This window comes from Geoalkalibacter sp., from assembly GCF_030604225.1.
Lineage (GTDB): Bacteria > Desulfobacterota > Desulfuromonadia > Desulfuromonadales > Geoalkalibacteraceae > Geoalkalibacter.
Genome location: NZ_JAUVWH010000079.1, coordinates 1 through 15211 on the forward strand (window position 1 = coordinate 1; position 15211 = coordinate 15211).

The 15211-nt window shown below is 62.5% G+C and carries 12 protein-coding genes and 1 pseudogene; 7 read left to right on the forward strand and 6 right to left on the reverse strand.

Going from position 1 to position 15211, the window contains the following annotated elements; translation table 11 throughout:
- Window positions 1-81: pseudogene (locus QAT43_RS14870) on the reverse strand (YaiI/YqxD family protein); the annotation flags it as partial.
- A 151-nt stretch (window positions 82-232) separates the two neighbouring features.
- Here QAT43_RS14870 and QAT43_RS09645 point away from each other — a divergent pair.
- On the forward strand, window positions 233-691 hold the full coding sequence (locus QAT43_RS09645; protein ID WP_305042855.1) for a YaiI/YqxD family protein: 459 nt from the start codon (window positions 233-235) through the stop codon (window positions 689-691).
- Between the two features lie 9 nt (window positions 692-700).
- On the opposite strand, the gene QAT43_RS09650 is transcribed toward QAT43_RS09645, so the two are convergent.
- The 5 genes from QAT43_RS09650 to QAT43_RS09670 form a co-directional block, all read right to left on the reverse strand.
- Complete coding sequence (locus QAT43_RS09650; protein ID WP_305042856.1) at window positions 701-2653, reverse strand: alpha-amylase family glycosyl hydrolase; 1953 nt, start codon at window positions 2651-2653, stop codon at window positions 701-703.
- 28 nt (window positions 2654-2681) lie between these two features.
- The gene (locus tag QAT43_RS09655) at window positions 2682-3560 is read right to left on the reverse strand and encodes a carbohydrate kinase family protein (RefSeq protein ID WP_305042857.1); all 879 of its coding nucleotides are present in this window, start codon (window positions 3558-3560) and stop codon (window positions 2682-2684) included.
- On the reverse strand, window positions 3557-4399 hold the full coding sequence (locus tag QAT43_RS09660) for an HAD-IIB family hydrolase (RefSeq protein WP_305042858.1): 843 nt from the start codon (window positions 4397-4399) through the stop codon (window positions 3557-3559). Before QAT43_RS09660 ends, QAT43_RS09655 begins: the two co-directional genes overlap by 4 nt.
- 4 nt (window positions 4400-4403) lie before the next feature.
- Window positions 4404-6587, reverse strand: a complete 2184-nt coding sequence (locus QAT43_RS09665) for an HAD family hydrolase (RefSeq protein WP_305042859.1) — start codon at window positions 6585-6587, stop codon at window positions 4404-4406.
- 83 nt (window positions 6588-6670) lie between these two features.
- Complete coding sequence (locus QAT43_RS09670; RefSeq protein ID WP_305042860.1) at window positions 6671-7216, reverse strand: YaeQ family protein; 546 nt, start codon at window positions 7214-7216, stop codon at window positions 6671-6673.
- A gap of 99 nt (window positions 7217-7315) precedes the next feature.
- Between QAT43_RS09670 and QAT43_RS09675 the strand changes: the two genes are divergently transcribed.
- From QAT43_RS09675 to QAT43_RS09700, 6 genes are all read left to right on the forward strand, one after another.
- The gene (locus tag QAT43_RS09675) at window positions 7316-7720 is read left to right on the forward strand and encodes a GFA family protein (RefSeq protein WP_305042861.1); all 405 of its coding nucleotides are present in this window, start codon (window positions 7316-7318) and stop codon (window positions 7718-7720) included.
- 217 nt (window positions 7721-7937) lie between these two features.
- Entirely contained in the window at window positions 7938-8948 is a 1011-nt protein-coding gene (locus tag QAT43_RS09680; RefSeq protein WP_305042862.1) for an ArsJ-associated glyceraldehyde-3-phosphate dehydrogenase, read from the forward strand.
- Complete coding sequence (gene arsJ / locus QAT43_RS09685; protein WP_305042863.1) at window positions 8945-10156, forward strand: organoarsenical effux MFS transporter ArsJ; 1212 nt, start codon at window positions 8945-8947, stop codon at window positions 10154-10156. Before QAT43_RS09680 ends, arsJ begins: the two co-directional genes overlap by 4 nt.
- 173 nt (window positions 10157-10329) lie before the next feature.
- On the forward strand, window positions 10330-13182 hold the full coding sequence (locus QAT43_RS09690; RefSeq protein ID WP_305042866.1) for a transporter substrate-binding domain-containing protein: 2853 nt from the start codon (window positions 10330-10332) through the stop codon (window positions 13180-13182).
- Window positions 13183-13279: 97 nt separating this feature from the next.
- Window positions 13280-13531: a CDGSH iron-sulfur domain-containing protein gene (locus tag QAT43_RS09695; protein ID WP_305042864.1), complete on the forward strand. Its 252-nt coding sequence runs from the start codon at window positions 13280-13282 to the stop codon at window positions 13529-13531.
- Between the two features lie 10 nt (window positions 13532-13541).
- Window positions 13542-15044, forward strand: coding sequence for a PAS domain-containing sensor histidine kinase (locus QAT43_RS09700; protein ID WP_305042865.1), 1503 nt, complete (start codon window positions 13542-13544; stop codon window positions 15042-15044).
- Window positions 15045-15211: the final 167 nt, after the last annotated feature.

The window sequence follows — 15211 nt, forward strand, 5'->3', positions numbered from 1 at the left end:
AATCCGCAGGCGCGCCGAGGCGCGATAGACGATGTCCTTGATGACGCGCGGACAGGCATCGGCATCAATCCAGATCTTCATAAGCAATCCGTAGCTGTTCGGAATGGGGTCGCAGCCCCCATGAAAAGGGTGTCTGGCGCCATGGATGGCGCCAGTCAAGCGGCCATGGACGGCGAAAAGCGGCCCTTGTCATGGGGGCTGCGACCCCATTCCGAACAGCTACGGATTGCTTATGAAGATCTGGATTGATGCCGATGCCTGTCCGCGCGTCATCAAGGACATCGTCTATCGCGCCTCGGCGCGCCTGCGGATTCCTGTCTGCCTGGTCGCCAACAGCGACCTGTCGCGCTCTCATTCCCCCCTGATCAGCTCGGTGCGGGTCACCGACGGCGACAACGCCGCCGATGACTACATTGTCGCGCACGCGGCGCCGACGGACCTCGTCATTACCGCCGATATTCCCCTGGCGGCGCGCATCGTGGCGCGCGACGGGGTGGCCATCGATCCCCGCGGGGATGTCTACAGCGAGGATAATGTGGGTGAGCGGCTATCGACGCGCAATCTGCTGAATGAATTGCGCGAAGCCGGGCTTGTGCAGGGCGGGCCGGGGCGCCTGGGCCTGACCGATCGCCAGAAATTCGCCTCGGCCCTGGACCGGCTGCTGACTCGTCGGATGAAAGGGGTACGATGATTTCGTCGGTCAGGTCTCGCTGAGCCAGTAGCAGCCGAAGCCGGGGATGACCAGGCTGTCATTGATCCCCTCGGGATGCTTGCCGGTGATCAAATCGACCAGACGGCCGCAGCGGGGCGACCAGCCGGCGACATCGGCCAGGGCCAGAGGCTGGGGCTTGTGGCTGAAATTGCCGATCACCAGTACACGCTCGCTTGGTTTGTTCAGGTTGTAGCGGCCAAAGGCAAACAGGTGGGGATTGCCCACTTCGAGGAGTTCACGGTTGTTGAAATCGGCGAATACTCCGATTTCCTTGCGCACGGCGATCATCCGCTTGAGGGGAGTGAAAATCCGGAATTCCGCGGTGCCGGGCGTGTGGCGTCGGGCCGCCCGTTCCCAGTTGATGGCGGGGCGGTGAATCCAGCGGGAATCCTCCCTTTTGTGGGGGTCGTCGAGGTAGGAATCGTCGTTGCATGTTCCCAAGGCGTCGCCATAGTAAAGCAGGGCGATACCGCCGAAGGAGAAAATCATGGCGTGCAACAGAATTATCAGGGCGATGGCGTCCTCCGTCCCTTGGCTGTCGCCGACTTCCAGCGCATGCTCGAGGCCGACCAGGGAGGCCAACGCCCCGGAGATGCGGGCGTCGCCGGTCTTTTCATTTTCACCGAAGGGCAGTCCCCGGGCGTGGGAACCTGGGTAGCGGCCAGTGAAATAGTCGATGAGAAAGCGCCGGTGTTCCTGCGGCTGGTAGCCTGCCAGAACGATGTCCTGGTCGTCAAAGCCTAGGCCGATGTCGTCATGGCAGCGGATATAGTTGAGCCAGGTGGCGCGCTCCAGCTTCACCGGCAGACTCTTGATCCCTTGGTTGAGCAGGCGGGCGTTCTTGGTGGCCACCGCGTCCCAGAGCAAGGCCATGAATGTGGCGTTGTAGGCGATTTCGCACTCTTTGGCGATGACCGCGTCCTCGCCGAAATACTTGGCCACCTCCACGGGTGCCACGATCGCCTCGGCAATAAAGATCACCCCAGGGGCCGCCACCTGGCAGCAGTCCTTGAACAGCTGCAAGATCAAGTGCGCCTCCCGCTCATTCTGGCAGGTGCTGCCGATCTTCTTCCATAAGAATGCCACGGCGTCCAGGCGCAGAATGTCCGCGCCTTGATTGGCCCAGAACAGGATGATGTCGAGCATTTCGATGAATACCGCCGGATTGCCGTAGTTCAGATCCCATTGGTAGGAGTTGAATACGGTCATCACCCAGCGCTGCATTGTTTCGTCCCAAGTAAAGTTACCTGGTGCTTGCTGGGGAAAAATCTCCGGCATGTTCTGCTCAAACATGTCGGGAACGACGCGGTTGCCGAAAGTGTAGTAGTAATCCTGATAGGTCGGGGCGCCGCTCCGGGCGCGTTGTGCCCATTCGTGCTCGTCGGAGGTGTGGTTGACGACCACATCCAGCACCAGCAACATATCGCGCCGTCGCATCTCCTCGCTCAGCGCCGCCAGATCCTCCAAGGTGCCGACCCGCGGATCGATGCGGCGGAAGTCGCTCACCGCATAGCCGCCGTCGCTTCTGCCCTCGGGGCAGAGCATGATCGGCATGATGTGTACCAGATTGACGCCAAGCTCGCTGAAATAGTTCAAGTTTTCCCGCAAACCTCGCAGGTCGCCGGCGAAGCCGCCGACGTACAGGGCCATGCCGACCCATTTCTGGCTCAGGAACCAGTTGTAGTCCCGCTCTCGTTCCAAATCGAGTTGTCGCAGCGCGTCGGGACGCCGGATGTACTGCCTGGCCATGGTTTCCACAAGGTTTTGGGCCTGCTCGGCAAAATCGGAGCGGTGGCCGTAGAGCCGTTCGAACAGGGAGTGGATGGCGTAGAAGTTGGCCCCCAGGCGTGTGTAGAAATGGCGCAGATCCTGATTGGAAATCTCCGGATTGATCCGGTTGAGGATGTCGTTGAGCAGTGAATGGGATACTTGTTCGTACATGGTTGCCCTTGAGATTTTTTGTGGTGCGTCAGTCCGTGCGGAATTCCTGATAAAATGCCCGCTCCCGTGTAGTGGCGCCGTGCAGCCCGAGCACCTTGGCGGCGAAGCGCTGGGCCCGCTCCAGAGTGCGCGAGAGAGGCCAGTCGCGCTGCAGGCCCTGAAGATAAGCAGCGGTAAAGGCGTCGCCCGCGCCGACAACGTCGACAATGTGCTCCACTGAAGGTGGTGTCTGATGATGGATGTCGCCGTCGGCTGTGCAGACCAGCGCTCCTTCTCTCCCCACGGTCAAAATGGCCTGCTCCAGGCCAAAACGCCGCCGGAAGGCCGCCAATTCATGCCTTGGGTTGCTGGTTTCCGGACTAAGTTGCCGCAGCTCCTCTCGGTTGAGCTTGGCCCAGCGGGCCCGCCGTAGCCAGGCGTGCAGGTCCTCCAGCCGCCACCAAGGGGGACGCAGATTGACGTCGAGGAAGATGCCCCCCTGCGCACAGGCGGCCAGGCGGTCGCAGGCGGCGCGGGAACCGGCCTGACGCAATGCGAGGCTGCCGTGGTAGAGGATGGCGCCGGGCGGCAGGCTCGGCACATCCTCGGCGCGGATGAAATCGTAGGCGCAATCGGGCTCAATATGATAGCGAGGTTCCCCGGCGACCATCTCAATTTGAACCTGGCCGGTGGGATGCCGAGGGTCGTTCTGCACCCCGGCGGCGTCCATTCCCCAGTCTTTCATGGCCTGGCGGATCTGCGCGCCCAGCGGGTCGCAGCCGATGGCGGAAACGAAACAGGGGGCGTCACCCAGCGCTTGCAGGTGCCAGGCGACGTTGAAAGGGGCACCGCCGAGAATCCGTTCCCCGTCGGGGAAACAATCGAACAGCACTTCGCCGAATATGCAGAGGGGCGAGGTTCGGGTCATGACGGCGGCGCGATGGCTTGGAGAAAAGGGCGCAAGGCCGGGACAAAGTGCCAGACCCCTTGCAGCACCCCGGCGGCATAGTTTCCTCCCAGGGGGAAGGGGCCGTCGACGGCTTGGTAAAGAGTTTGGCGCCGGCCCTGGCGTCGGGCCAGGGTTTGGGCCTGGGCTTTTACTTCGGCATCGGCATTGGCGACCAGCACCGAGGGAATCGGGCCTGCCAGCACCGGCAAGTCGTTGCCGCTGTCTCCGGCGAAGACCACCTCGCGGCGCGCATAATGCAAATGCCGGCGCAGGAACTCGATGCCGTGCAGTTTGGTGGCCCGAGCCGGCAGGACGTCGAGCAGCCCGATTCGGGCGGGCTCATCCACGCTCCAGACCAGGCTTGCCGTGACTCCAAGCCCCCGCAGGATCTGCGTCACCCACCCCAGAACCCTTTCTCTGTCGCAGTTTAGATCAAGGTAGTAGCTGAGCTTAAAGGGAGCCTGCTTGCTTTGCTCCTGCAGCTGTAACTCAGCGCAGGGGGCCAGGGCCCGGGCCAATTCTTCATGGGTTGTCCCGCGCCAGTCCCGGGCAATTTCCGCCTCCCACGCGGTCAACTCTGTCCAGGGTTCATGGTCGAGGTCGTAGATGCGCGTGCCGACGTCGGCGACGAGGTAGGCGGGGGTCGGCAGGTCGTAATCCGCGATCGCCTCCCGCACCAGCGCCTGATGGCGGCCGGTGACGTAAACCAGGGTGACCTCGGGCCGACGGCAGAACTCCCGGAAGCAGGCACGCGCATCGGGATGCTCGGGTTGCGCGCCATTGGGAATGAGCGTGCGATCCAGGTCGGTGCAGAGCAATAGTTTAGGCGGACATGTCGGGTGGGCGGGGTTCCCGCGGATCCCGGCAGCTGTTGAAAAAATCATAAAACTCCAGAGCTTCAAGGATTCCCTCGGCATAGGGGCGGCGGGCGAAATAGACGCGTTCCACCTCCAGAAGTTGAGAGAGCTCCTCGTGATGGCGGTTGGCGACCACGGCGGCCAGGGTGTTGCCGCGCATCATGTCCTCGTCGGCGCCGGAGCCGCCGGCGACGAACACCGAATTCAGCGCGATGCCCATCCGATCGGCCACGTAACGCAACGCCAGCCCCTTGGACGCGCGCAGGGGCAGAATGTCGAGGAACTGGCCGAAAGCGGTCTGCGCATGCACCGAGAGTTCCTCCTGATGCAGCAGGCGCTTGATCTCTTCCATTTCGATCCGCCGCGGATCGATAAAGTAGCTCAGCTTAAAGCGGCTTTGTTCAAGTTTCGGTTGACGAACCAGCCCGGGCACGTCGTCCAGAACGCGCCGCACCTTGTGCGGCGTCCAGAGATGGTCGATATGCCGGGCCCAGGCGATGTCGGCGGCCAGCTCGGGTGCATGGTAGATCTCGGTGCCACTGCTGGTGATCAGGACGTCCGGCTCCGGCATGCGGTGCTGCTTCATGAGTTTGAGCGCCGAATCAAATCTGCGGCCGGTGGCGATGATGAACTTGGTGGTGGTGCGATGATGACGCAACACCCCAAGCAGGCGCTGCAGGGATTGGTCGTCACCGAGCAGGTTCTGGTCGAGGTCGCTGACGATGGCCCGATCGCTGTAGAGGCCGCGGCGACGTTCGAGGAGGGGACGCGGCAGCACGTCGGAGCAATGGATGATCGGCTCGACCATGGTTTGGTAGCGGCGGGCGTGGGCATCCCAGGAGTAGTGCTCGCGTACCCCGGCCAGCCCGCGCTCGCGGCTGCGTCGCCAGAGAGCGGGATCCTCCAGAAGCCGCAACAGAGCATCGCGGATGGTGGAAGGCTCCAAGGGATTGATCAGGATGCCGTTGCGGCAGTTGCCGAGGATGTCACGCGGACCACCGTCCTCGGTGGCGACGATGGGCAGCCCTGTTGCGGCCGCCTCGATCAGGGTCAGCCCAAAGGGCTCCGTTAAGGCCGGATTGACGAAGACCCCTCCGGATGCCGCGGCGATGCGATAGATCATCGGCACCTGGTCGCGCCGATGCTGCTTGGGTAGCGCCACTTTGCCGTAGAGATCAAAACGGTCGATGGCCACGAGAAGCTCGTGAAAGACCTCCTGCGCCCCCTCGTCAAGGTCGTCGATATCCTCGCGGTTGCCCGCGATGATCATGAGGTTGGCCAATTCCTGAAGCCGCGATGACTGGCCGTAGGCCTCCACCAAGGCGGCGATGTTCTTGCGCCGATCGGGGCGGGAAAGGGCGAGAATGATCGGTTTGTCCGGCTCTCGCAGGTGGCGGGTCAGCTCACGGAACAGGGCACTGGTTTGCTCGCCGCCGTCGGAGGGCTGGAATTGATCCAGGTTGGTGCCAGGGGGGATGACGCACATCTTCTCCGGCTGGTAGTGGTCATAGAGTGCGTACTGCTCCTGGATCTCCTGGGACGTGCTGGTGATGATCCGCTGGGCGGTGGCCAGGGTCAATTCCTCCGCCTCGATGCGCCTGCTTATATTGAAGCGGGCCTCGATTTGCTCGGTGCTTAAACCGCCGGCCAAAAACCGGCTGCGTTTGACCCGACCGAGGGAATGGCCGGTGTGGATCAACGGCAGGCCGAGCATGCTGGCGAGACGCGAACCCACATAGCCTGCGTCGGCGTAGTGGCTGTGGAGCAGGTCGGGAAATTTGTTTTGCCGCTGAAACCAGGTAACGAGGTTGTCGGCAAAACCATCGAGGTGGTCCCAAAGCTGTTCCTTGGGGATGTAGCCGGAGGGGCCGCCCTGGATGCGAACAATGCGCAGCCGCTTGGAGAGCACCTCGACGCTCTCGGCGTAATCGGCGTCGACTGCGGCATCCTCCACCTTGCGGGTGATTAGGTCGACCCTGCGCACCTGGGGCAGCGACGCTAGCGCCTGGGCCAGTTCCACCACGTATAGCGTCTGGCCGCCGGTGTCGGCGTCACGGCCCAGCTCCAAATTCTTGCCGCGGATCAGGCCGTGAATGCTCAGCAGGGCGACGTAGAGGCCGTCGCTTGATGAGGAAGAGGGGCAATGCATAGCCCACTCAGTCTAACATCCCCGGCTGGATAGGGCAAATTCGAGGGCGGCAACCATGGAAAGGGCGGCGCTGATTTTTTTGGTCAGGCCGCGCCGCCGACCAGAATCTCCAGGGAAGTTTCAACGCTCTGCCCGGCGCTGGTCAGATACAGGGTGGCGTCGCTGATGGTCAGTTCCCAGGAGAGGGTTCGTTCAAGGCCCTCGGCCAGCTTGCCGACGAAAACGTAGTCGACACCGATGACCTGGATATTGGTCGCACCGGCCAGCTTGTCGCGATAAATCGCGTCCCAGCGAAAGCGGCTGGGCGCGGCGGCCAGCAGCACCACGCGCGCGGCATGGCGCGCGGCCTTGAGCAACCGCTCGGGCTCGGGCGTGCCCACCTCGATCCAGAGCCGCACCCGGCCGTCCGGCTCCTTGCTCCACAGATCGGGCTCGTCCCCGGCGCAGATCCCCTTGGTAAAACTTAAATCCGGCTCATAGCAGAGGGCATAGGCCAGCAGGCGCAGCACCAGGCGCTGGGCGGTTTCCGAGGGATGGCGGGCCAGGGTGGCCTGCAGGGTTTCGTAAACGCCGCGGTCCACGTCGGAGAGCTGAACGACGGCGCGATGGATGGTGGAGGGTAGGGCCATGGCGATTGTCCTTGCGGAAGAGTGTTCCTTGTATAATGGAAAAAGATCAGGAGCGGCAAGGAAATCTTCGGCAACCTTTCCTGTGCGGGAGCATCACCCATGAAAAAGACCTATGTCGGCGGCTGTCATTGCGGTGCGGTCCGTTATGAAGCGGACCTGGATCTGAGCGCCGGAACCCTCAAGTGCAATTGTTCGATTTGCACCAAGGTGCGCAACTGGCTGGCCTTCGTCAAGCCCGAGGGCTTTCGCCTGCTGGCGGGCGAGAGCGAACTTGGCGATTACCAGTTCGGCGCCAAGCACCTCCATCATCTGTTCTGCAAGCGCTGCGGCGTGCATTCCTTCGGCTGGGGCGAGGCGCCTGAGCTCGGCGGCAAAACCTACGCCGTCAACGTCAACTGCCTGGAGAATGCGCCGGTCGAGGAATTGGTCAACGCGCCCGTGATGTTCATCGACGGGCGCAACGACAACTGGCGTTCACCGCCGAGCGATACCCGGCATCTTTGAGGGGAGGGACCTCGCCGGTGTTTTGCATTACACCGGCAGCCATGAATGCGCGGCGCCGCGTATCTGGTCTGCTGTGATTTGAGCAGAAAGGCAATGAATGCAGAGTGGGGAATCATTTACTCGTCCCGAGACCGGTTGACAATATCCGCCTATGCGGATATTGTCTTGGCGAAATGGTCGCCCTCTAGCGGCGAATCGGGATTCTCGGAGAACAACCATGAGCATTCGCATCGGTATCAACGGTTTTGGCCGCATGGGCCGTCTGGCCTTGCGCGCGGCCTGGGATTGGCCGGAAATTGAGATCGTGCACATCAACGAGGTCAAGGGCGGGACGGCCTGCGCCGCGCATCTGCTGGAATTTGATTCGGTGCACGGCCGCTGGTCACGAGGCATCAGGGAGGATGGAGCGTCCCTGAGCGTCGACGGCCGGCGGATCGGCTTCACCGAGCACAAAAGCCCCGGCGAGGTGCCCTGGGATGAGTTGGGCGTGGATATCGTCATCGAGGCATCCGGCAAGTTTCGCACCACGGCCCTGCTTGATCCCTATTTCAACCGCGGCGTCAGGAAGGTGATTGTCGCCGCACCGGTCAAGCAAGGGGCGTTGAACGTCGTCATGGGGGTCAATGACCACCTCTACGATCCGCAAACCCACCATCTGTTGACCGCCGCCAGTTGCACCACCAACTGCCTGGCGCCCTTGGTCAAGGTGCTGCACGAAAAAATCGGCATCGAGCACGGCATCATCACCACCATTCATGACGCCACCAACACCCAGGTGATCGTCGATGCGCCGCACAAGGATCTGCGCCGGGCGCGGGCGGCGGGGCTGTCGCTGATTCCCACCACCACCGGCAGCGCCACCGCCATCACCCTGATCTATCCGGAGCTCAAGGGCAAGCTCAACGGCCACGCGGTGCGCGTGCCGTTGCTCACCGGCTCGCTCACCGACGCGGTCTTCGAAATGACACGGCCGGTCAGCGCCGCCGAGGTCAACCAACTCTTCCATGAGGCGGCGGATTCCTATCTCAAGGGGATTCTCGGCATCGAGGAGCGGCCCCTGGTGTCCATCGATTTCAAGGGCGATCCGCGTTCGGCCATTGTCGATGCGCTCTCGACGATGGTGGTCGACGGCACCCAGCTCAAGGTGTACGCCTGGTACGACAACGAGATGGGTTATGTGCATCGCATGATGGAGCTGTGCCGCAAAGTGGCCCTGAGCCTGTCATGAGTGAGCTGCGCAACTATGCCCTGGTGACCGGTGCCTACTGGGGCTTCACCCTCACGGACGGCGCCTTGCGCATGCTGGTGCTGCTGCACTTTCATCAGCTCGGCTACTCACCGGTGCAGATCGCCTTTTTGTTTTTGTTCTACGAGTTCTTCGGCATCCTCACCAACCTGATCGGCGGCTGGATCGGCTCGCATATGGGACTCAAGGTCACCCTGTTCGCCGGGTTGGCCCTGCAAATTGCGGCCCTGGGCCTGCTGGCGCTGCTCGATCCGGGTTGGTCGGTCGCCTTTTCCGTGGCTTACGTCATGGGGCTGCAAGCCTTGTCGGGCATCGCCAAGGATCTCACCAAGATGAGCAGCAAAAGCGCCATCAAGGTGCTGGTGCCCCCGGAGGCGGACAGCGCCCTGTTCAGGTGGGTGGCGATTCTGACCGGCTCGAAGAACGCTCTGAAAGGAGCAGGCTTTTTCCTCGGCGGGCTGCTGCTCGCCACCGTCGGCTTTCGCGCCGCGCTGCTGCTCATGGCCGGCGGACTGGCACTGGTCCTGCTGGCGACCATCCTCTCCCTGCCCGGCACCATCGGCATGGCGAAAAAAAAGACCAAATTCACCGCGATCCTCTCCAAGAGCCGCGACGTCAATCTGCTCTCGGCGGCGCGACTGTTTCTGTTCGGCTCCCGGGACATCTGGTTCGTGGTCGCACTGCCGGTGTATCTGTCCGTGAGTCTCGGCTGGGGCAAGGCCCAGGTCGGTGGGTTTTTGGCGCTGTGGGTGATCGGCTACGGCGGGGTGCAGACCCTGGCGCCGGTGCTGCTCAAATCCTTCCTCGGTGGCGGCACGCCGCGCGGCGGCAGCGCCGGCGCTGGAGCCTTTGCCCTCGCCGCCCTGACCGCCCTGATCGCCCTGGGAGTCGCGGCCGATGTTTCGCCCTGGCTCACCGTGGTGACCGGGCTCGCCCTATTCGGTGTGATTTTCGCCGTCAATTCCTCGGTGCACAGTTACTTGATCCTCGCCTACAGCGAAGCCGATCACGCGGCCCTCAACGTCGGCTTCTACTACATGGCCAACGCCGCTGGGCGCTTGGTCGGCACCCTGCTCTCCGGGGTGGTCTTCCAATGGGCCGGGTTGGTCGGCTGTCTTTGGGTGTCGGCGGCCTTTGTCCTGCTTGCCGGGGCCATCTCCCTGCGGTTGCCGCGCGGCCGGTTGGTCTGAAGCGATAATTTTCTTTAAAATTATTAATGCTCCCGGTATACTTGACCTTTCATTGCCGGCCTTAGGTGCTGAATCAACCTTGTGGCCCGTCGATCAAAGGTTTTTTCATGACGGCTTCTCTCCCCCTTAAAAAATCAGCTGCGCGAATGCGAGGGTCCACGATCCTCTTGACGGTGTTGGCTGGGATTTTCCTGCTTTGGTCCTGTGCCGTCCCGGCCGAGGGGGCGCGCACAGAACCTCTCGATCCTTCTGCCGCGCCGGTGATTCTGGCGGGCAGCGAGTACGACTTTCCGCCCTTTTGCCTGGTATCCCAAGACGGGCAGGCCGATGGCTTTTCGGTGGAACTGCTGCGGGCCGCCCTCAAGGCCATGGGGCGCGAGGTGACATTCAGGCTCGGCCCCTGGAGCGAGGTCAAGCAGTCCCTGGCCGATGGCGAGGTGCAGGTGTTGCCGTTGGTCGGGCGCACTCCCGAGCGCGAGGCGATCTTCGATTTCACCGTGCCCTACATCACCCTGAACGGAACCATCGTCGTGCGCGAGGACACGACGGAAATCAGTTCCCTGGCTGATCTGGCGGGGCGCCAGGTCGCGGTCATGCGCGGCGATAACGCCGAGGAATTCCTGCGCCGTATCAACCTTGCCGGGACCAGCATCCATACGACCCGCGGTTTCGATGACGCCCTGCGCGAACTCTCCGCCGGTCGCCATGACGCCGTGGTGGCGCAGAAAATGGTGGCCTTGCAACTGATCGGGCAACTGGGGCTGAACAATCTGCGGGTGGTGGGGCCCCCGCTGGAGGATTTTTCCCAGGCCTTCTGTTTTGCCGTGCGCGCCGGTGACCGGGAACTTTTGGGGATACTCAACGAGGGCCTGTCCATCGTTATTGCCGACGGTACCTTGCAGCGCCTCTACGCCAAGTGGATCGCCCCCATCGAAAGCCGCCAAAACCAGCGCAGGCGTATCGTCGTCGGCGGCGACAGTGACTACCCCCCCTTCGAATATCTCGATCAAAACGGTCAACCCGCCGGATTCAACGTCGATCTGACCCGGGCGATCGCCCGGCAGCTAGGGCTGGATGTGACCATTCGCCTGGGGCCGTGGAATGAAATCCGCAAGGCCCTGGCCCGCAACGAGATCGACGTGGTGCAGGGCATGTTCCACTCGCCGATGCGCGAGGAGGAATTCGATTTCTCCCCGCCGCATTCCATCGTCAATCATGCCATCGTGGTGCGCGCTGATACGCCCATGCCGCGCGGCCTGAACGAGCTGGCCGGGCGCGCCATCCTGGTGTTAGAAGGCGACATCATGCATGATGTCGCCCTGGAAATGGGTTTCGCCCATCAACTGCGTCCGGTGGCGTCCCAGGAAGAGGCCCTGCGCCTGCTGGCCGCCGGTGAGGCTGACTGCGCGCTGGTCGCCAAGGTGCCCGCACATTTTTGGATCGAAAAGCACGGCTGGCGCAACCTGCGGGTGTCGGACCATTCGGTGCGCTCGCCCGAATACTGCTACGCCGTGCCGAAAAACAGCGAATGGCTGTTGGCGCTTTTTTCCGAGGGTCTGGCCAACCTGCGCGCCACCGGTGAATATCGCCAAATTTACGCGGCCTGGCTGGGCATTTATGAAGAACCCGAGCTTGTGCTTCGCGATGTGCTGGTCATTCTGGCGTGGATCCTCGGACCCTTGCTGCTTTTGCTGTTCGGCGCGCTGCTCTGGTCGCGCACCCTGCGCAAAACCGTGCGCCGGCGTACCGGGGAGCTGCGCGCGGAGATTGCCGAGCGACGCCTGGCGGTGGAGGAGCTTCAGGCCGCCAACGCGCGGCTGGAAGCGGCCATGGAGCATGCGCGCAACCTGACGCGGGAGGCCGAGCGGGCCAATGCGGCCAAGAGTGAATTTCTCGCCACGATCAGCCATGAAATCCGCACGCCCATGAACGGGGTGATCGGCATGGCGGGCCTGCTCCTCGATTCGCCGCTCAATGAGGAGCAGCGCCAGTACGCCGAGGTCGTGCGCAAGAGTGCCGAATCCCTGCTGGGCCTGATCAACGGCATCCTGGATTTTTCCAAGATCGAGGCGGGCAAGCTGGATCTGGAAGTCCTCGATTTCGACTTGGACGCGTTCCTCGACGATTTCTCCGCACTGGTCGGGCTTCAGGCCCAGAGCAAGGGGTTGACCTTCCAATGCACTGTCGCTCCCGCCGTGCCCCGCTTGCTGCACGGCGATTCCGGGCGCCTGCGCCAGATTCTCGTCAACCTGGCCGATAACGCCATCAAATTCACCGCCCAAGGGCAAGTTGCGGTGCGAGTCGATCTTGTCGAGGAACTGCCCGCGCAGGTGGTGCTGAAATTCTCCGTGCGGGACACGGGCATCGGCATTGCGCGCGAGCGCCAGGAGAAGCTGTTTCAGGCTTTTTCCCAGGTCGATGCGTCGACGACGCGCAAATACGGTGGCTCAGGCCTAGGGCTGGCGATCTGCAAGCAGCTCGCGGAAATGATGGGAGGCCAAATCGGCGTCGAGAGCGACGCGGGCGCGGGCGCGCACTTCTGGTTCACGGTGCGCCTGGGCAAGGCGGCGCGGGCGTCGGGCGCCGCGGCGGCGGAGCTGATCTCCAGGCCGCCGGGGGCCAGCGCCTTCACCGCCAATGCCCGGATTCTGCTGGCCGAGGACAACAGCATCAACCAGTTGGTGGTGGTGCGGCTGCTGGAAAAAATGGGGATGCGGGTGGATGCCGTGGCCAACGGTGCCGAGGCGCTCAGGGCCCTGGAAGAGCGGCCTTACGATCTGGTGTTCATGGATGTCTGCATGCCCGAAATGGACGGCTATGAAGCAACCCGTGAAATTCGCCGGCCAGAATCAGGAGTCCGCAACCCCCGGATTCCGGTCGTGGCCCTGACCGCCCACGCCCTGGAGCAAGACCGCCGGCGCTGCCTCGACGCGGGCATGAACGATTATCTCACCAAACCCATCGACGCGCGAGGTTTGGAAAAAATTCTTGAAAAATGGCTTCCTCCCCAGGGACCGCCTCCCTGATGCATGGTTCGGGCTTTGCGCCGGCAGCGTCTCCTCGCCTGTTATTCCTCGCGGAAGCGGTTACAATCTGAGTTGAGATGAATCACGGGAGGTGGTCATGAGCAAACCGCAAACACCCGAGGGCATGCCCATCGGCCTGACCCTCGAAGCCGGTACCTATTTCCGCTGCACCTGCGGAAAATCACAAAATCTGCCCTTCTGCGATGAATCCCATGGGGGTTCCGGCCGCTTGCCCCTTGCCTTCACCCTCAAGAAACGCCAGAAAGTCTACCTCTGCGGCTGCGGTCTGAGCGGCGATCAGCCCTTTTGCGACGGCAGTTGCGGAGTGTCCCCCGCCGGCCGGGAGTGAGGATCGGAACATGGAGGAGGGCCGGGCTCCAGACTTGAAGGTCTCGGACAAGGAACAGCGGCTGCTGCTCTTCGTCGAGCAGGCGCCGGTCGCCATCGCCATGTTCGATCATGACATGCGCTATCTCAGCGCCAGTCGTCGCTGGCGAACCGATTACGGCCTTGGCGAACGCGCTCTGCACGGCCTCTCGCACTACGAAATTTTTCCTGAAATCGGCGATGCCTGGAAGGCCATCCATCGCCGCGGGCTGGCCGGGGAGGAAGTGGCCGCCGAGGAGGAAGCCTTCACGCGCGCCGATGGTTCCATCCAATGGCTGCGTTGGCAGGTCCAGCCCTGGCGTGAAGCTTCCGGCGCCATCGGCGGCATCATGGTCTTCAGCGAGGACATCAGCAAGCGCAAGCAGGCCGAGCAGGACAAGCGTGAAAGCGAAGAAGAGTTCCGCGTTCTCAGCGAAGCCATGCCGCAACTGGTGTGGGCTTCGGATATTCATGGACGCGCCGATTATTTCAATTCCCGCTGGTTCGAGTACACCGGGCAAAGCTTCGAGGAAGCGAAAAACCTCGGCTGGCTGAGCGCCCTCCATCCCGAGGACGTGGTCCGCACCCAGGACTGTTGGACGGAGGCCGTCACCAAGGGAGCTGTTTACGAGGTGCAGTACCGGATCAAGGGACGCGACGGAACATATCGCTGGTTTCTGTCGCGTGGCGTTCCCAGACGCGGGGCCTCCGCCAAAATCGAGCGTTGGATCGGCACCTGCACGGACATCAGCGCCCAGAAGGATCTCGAAGAGGGGCTGAAATCCGCGCGTGAAGCCGCCGAAGACGCAAGTCGGGCCAAAAGCGAGTTTCTGGTCACCATGAGCCACGAGATCCGCACGCCCATGACCATCTTCATGGGAGCCATCCAGCACCTGATGGAGATCGACCAGAGTCCTGAACATCGCCAATTGTTGGAAATGGCCGATAGCGCGGCCCTGCGCCTACTGACCCTGGTCGACGATATCCTCGATTTTTCCCGCATCGAGGCGCGCAAAATCAATATCGAAGCCGTCGCCTTTGATCTTCGCGCCTGCGTGGACGAGGTCGTGCGGATTTTTGCCCTGGCCGCCCAGGAAAAAAACCTAGTGCTGGAAACCGAGGTGGCCGCGGAGGTTGCCGAACGGGTGATCGGCGATCCCAAAAGATTGGGACAGATCCTGGTCAACCTGGTGGGCAATGCCGTCAAGTTCACCCATGCCGGAGAGATTCGCGTGGGCGTGCGCTCGGCGGGGGAGATTCTTGAGTTCAGCGTCACGGACACCGGCATCGGCATTCCGCCGGAGAAGCACTCGCGGCTTTTCGAGAGGTTCAGTCAGGTGGACAGCTCCTTGACCCGCCGCTATGGCGGCTCCGGGCTGGGCCTGGCCATTTCCAAGGGGCTGGTGGAACTGATGGGCGGCCATATTTCCGTTCAAAGCGCCGCCGGCAAGGGAAGTCGCTTTCTCTTTACCCTGCCCCTGAGGCTCCCGGCCTGATTGCCTCGCCCTGTCTTACAGGAAGGGTACCCTGGATTCACGTTGCAGACGCCGCTGGTTTTCGTGCTCCCTCACCTTGATCTCCAGATATTCGTCGCGCTCCAGTTCGAAGAGTTGTTTACGGTAGCGATCCGTCAGGTCGTACCAATGCTCCAGGCGCAGGTGCA

What these genes read in the sequence shown, in the direction of transcription:
- QAT43_RS09645 (WP_305042855.1), top strand. Translation starts at nt 233, where the DNA reads ATGAAGATCTGGATTGATGCCGATGCCTGTCCGCGCGTCATCAAGGAC.
- QAT43_RS09650 (WP_305042856.1), bottom strand. Translation starts at nt 2,653, where the DNA reads ATGTACGAACAAGTATCCCATTCACTGCTCAACGACATCCTCAACCGG.
- QAT43_RS09655 (WP_305042857.1), bottom strand. Translation starts at nt 3,560, where the DNA reads ATGACCCGAACCTCGCCCCTCTGCATATTCGGCGAAGTGCTGTTCGAT.
- QAT43_RS09665 (WP_305042859.1), bottom strand. Translation starts at nt 6,587, where the DNA reads ATGCATTGCCCCTCTTCCTCATCAAGCGACGGCCTCTACGTCGCCCTG.
- QAT43_RS09670 (WP_305042860.1), bottom strand. Translation starts at nt 7,216, where the DNA reads ATGGCCCTACCCTCCACCATCCATCGCGCCGTCGTTCAGCTCTCCGAC.
- QAT43_RS09675 (WP_305042861.1), top strand. Translation starts at nt 7,316, where the DNA reads ATGAAAAAGACCTATGTCGGCGGCTGTCATTGCGGTGCGGTCCGTTAT.
- QAT43_RS09680 (WP_305042862.1), top strand. Translation starts at nt 7,938, where the DNA reads ATGAGCATTCGCATCGGTATCAACGGTTTTGGCCGCATGGGCCGTCTG.
- arsJ (WP_305042863.1), top strand. Translation starts at nt 8,945, where the DNA reads ATGAGTGAGCTGCGCAACTATGCCCTGGTGACCGGTGCCTACTGGGGC.
- QAT43_RS09695 (WP_305042864.1), top strand. Translation starts at nt 13,280, where the DNA reads ATGAGCAAACCGCAAACACCCGAGGGCATGCCCATCGGCCTGACCCTC.
- QAT43_RS09700 (WP_305042865.1), top strand. Translation starts at nt 13,542, where the DNA reads ATGGAGGAGGGCCGGGCTCCAGACTTGAAGGTCTCGGACAAGGAACAG.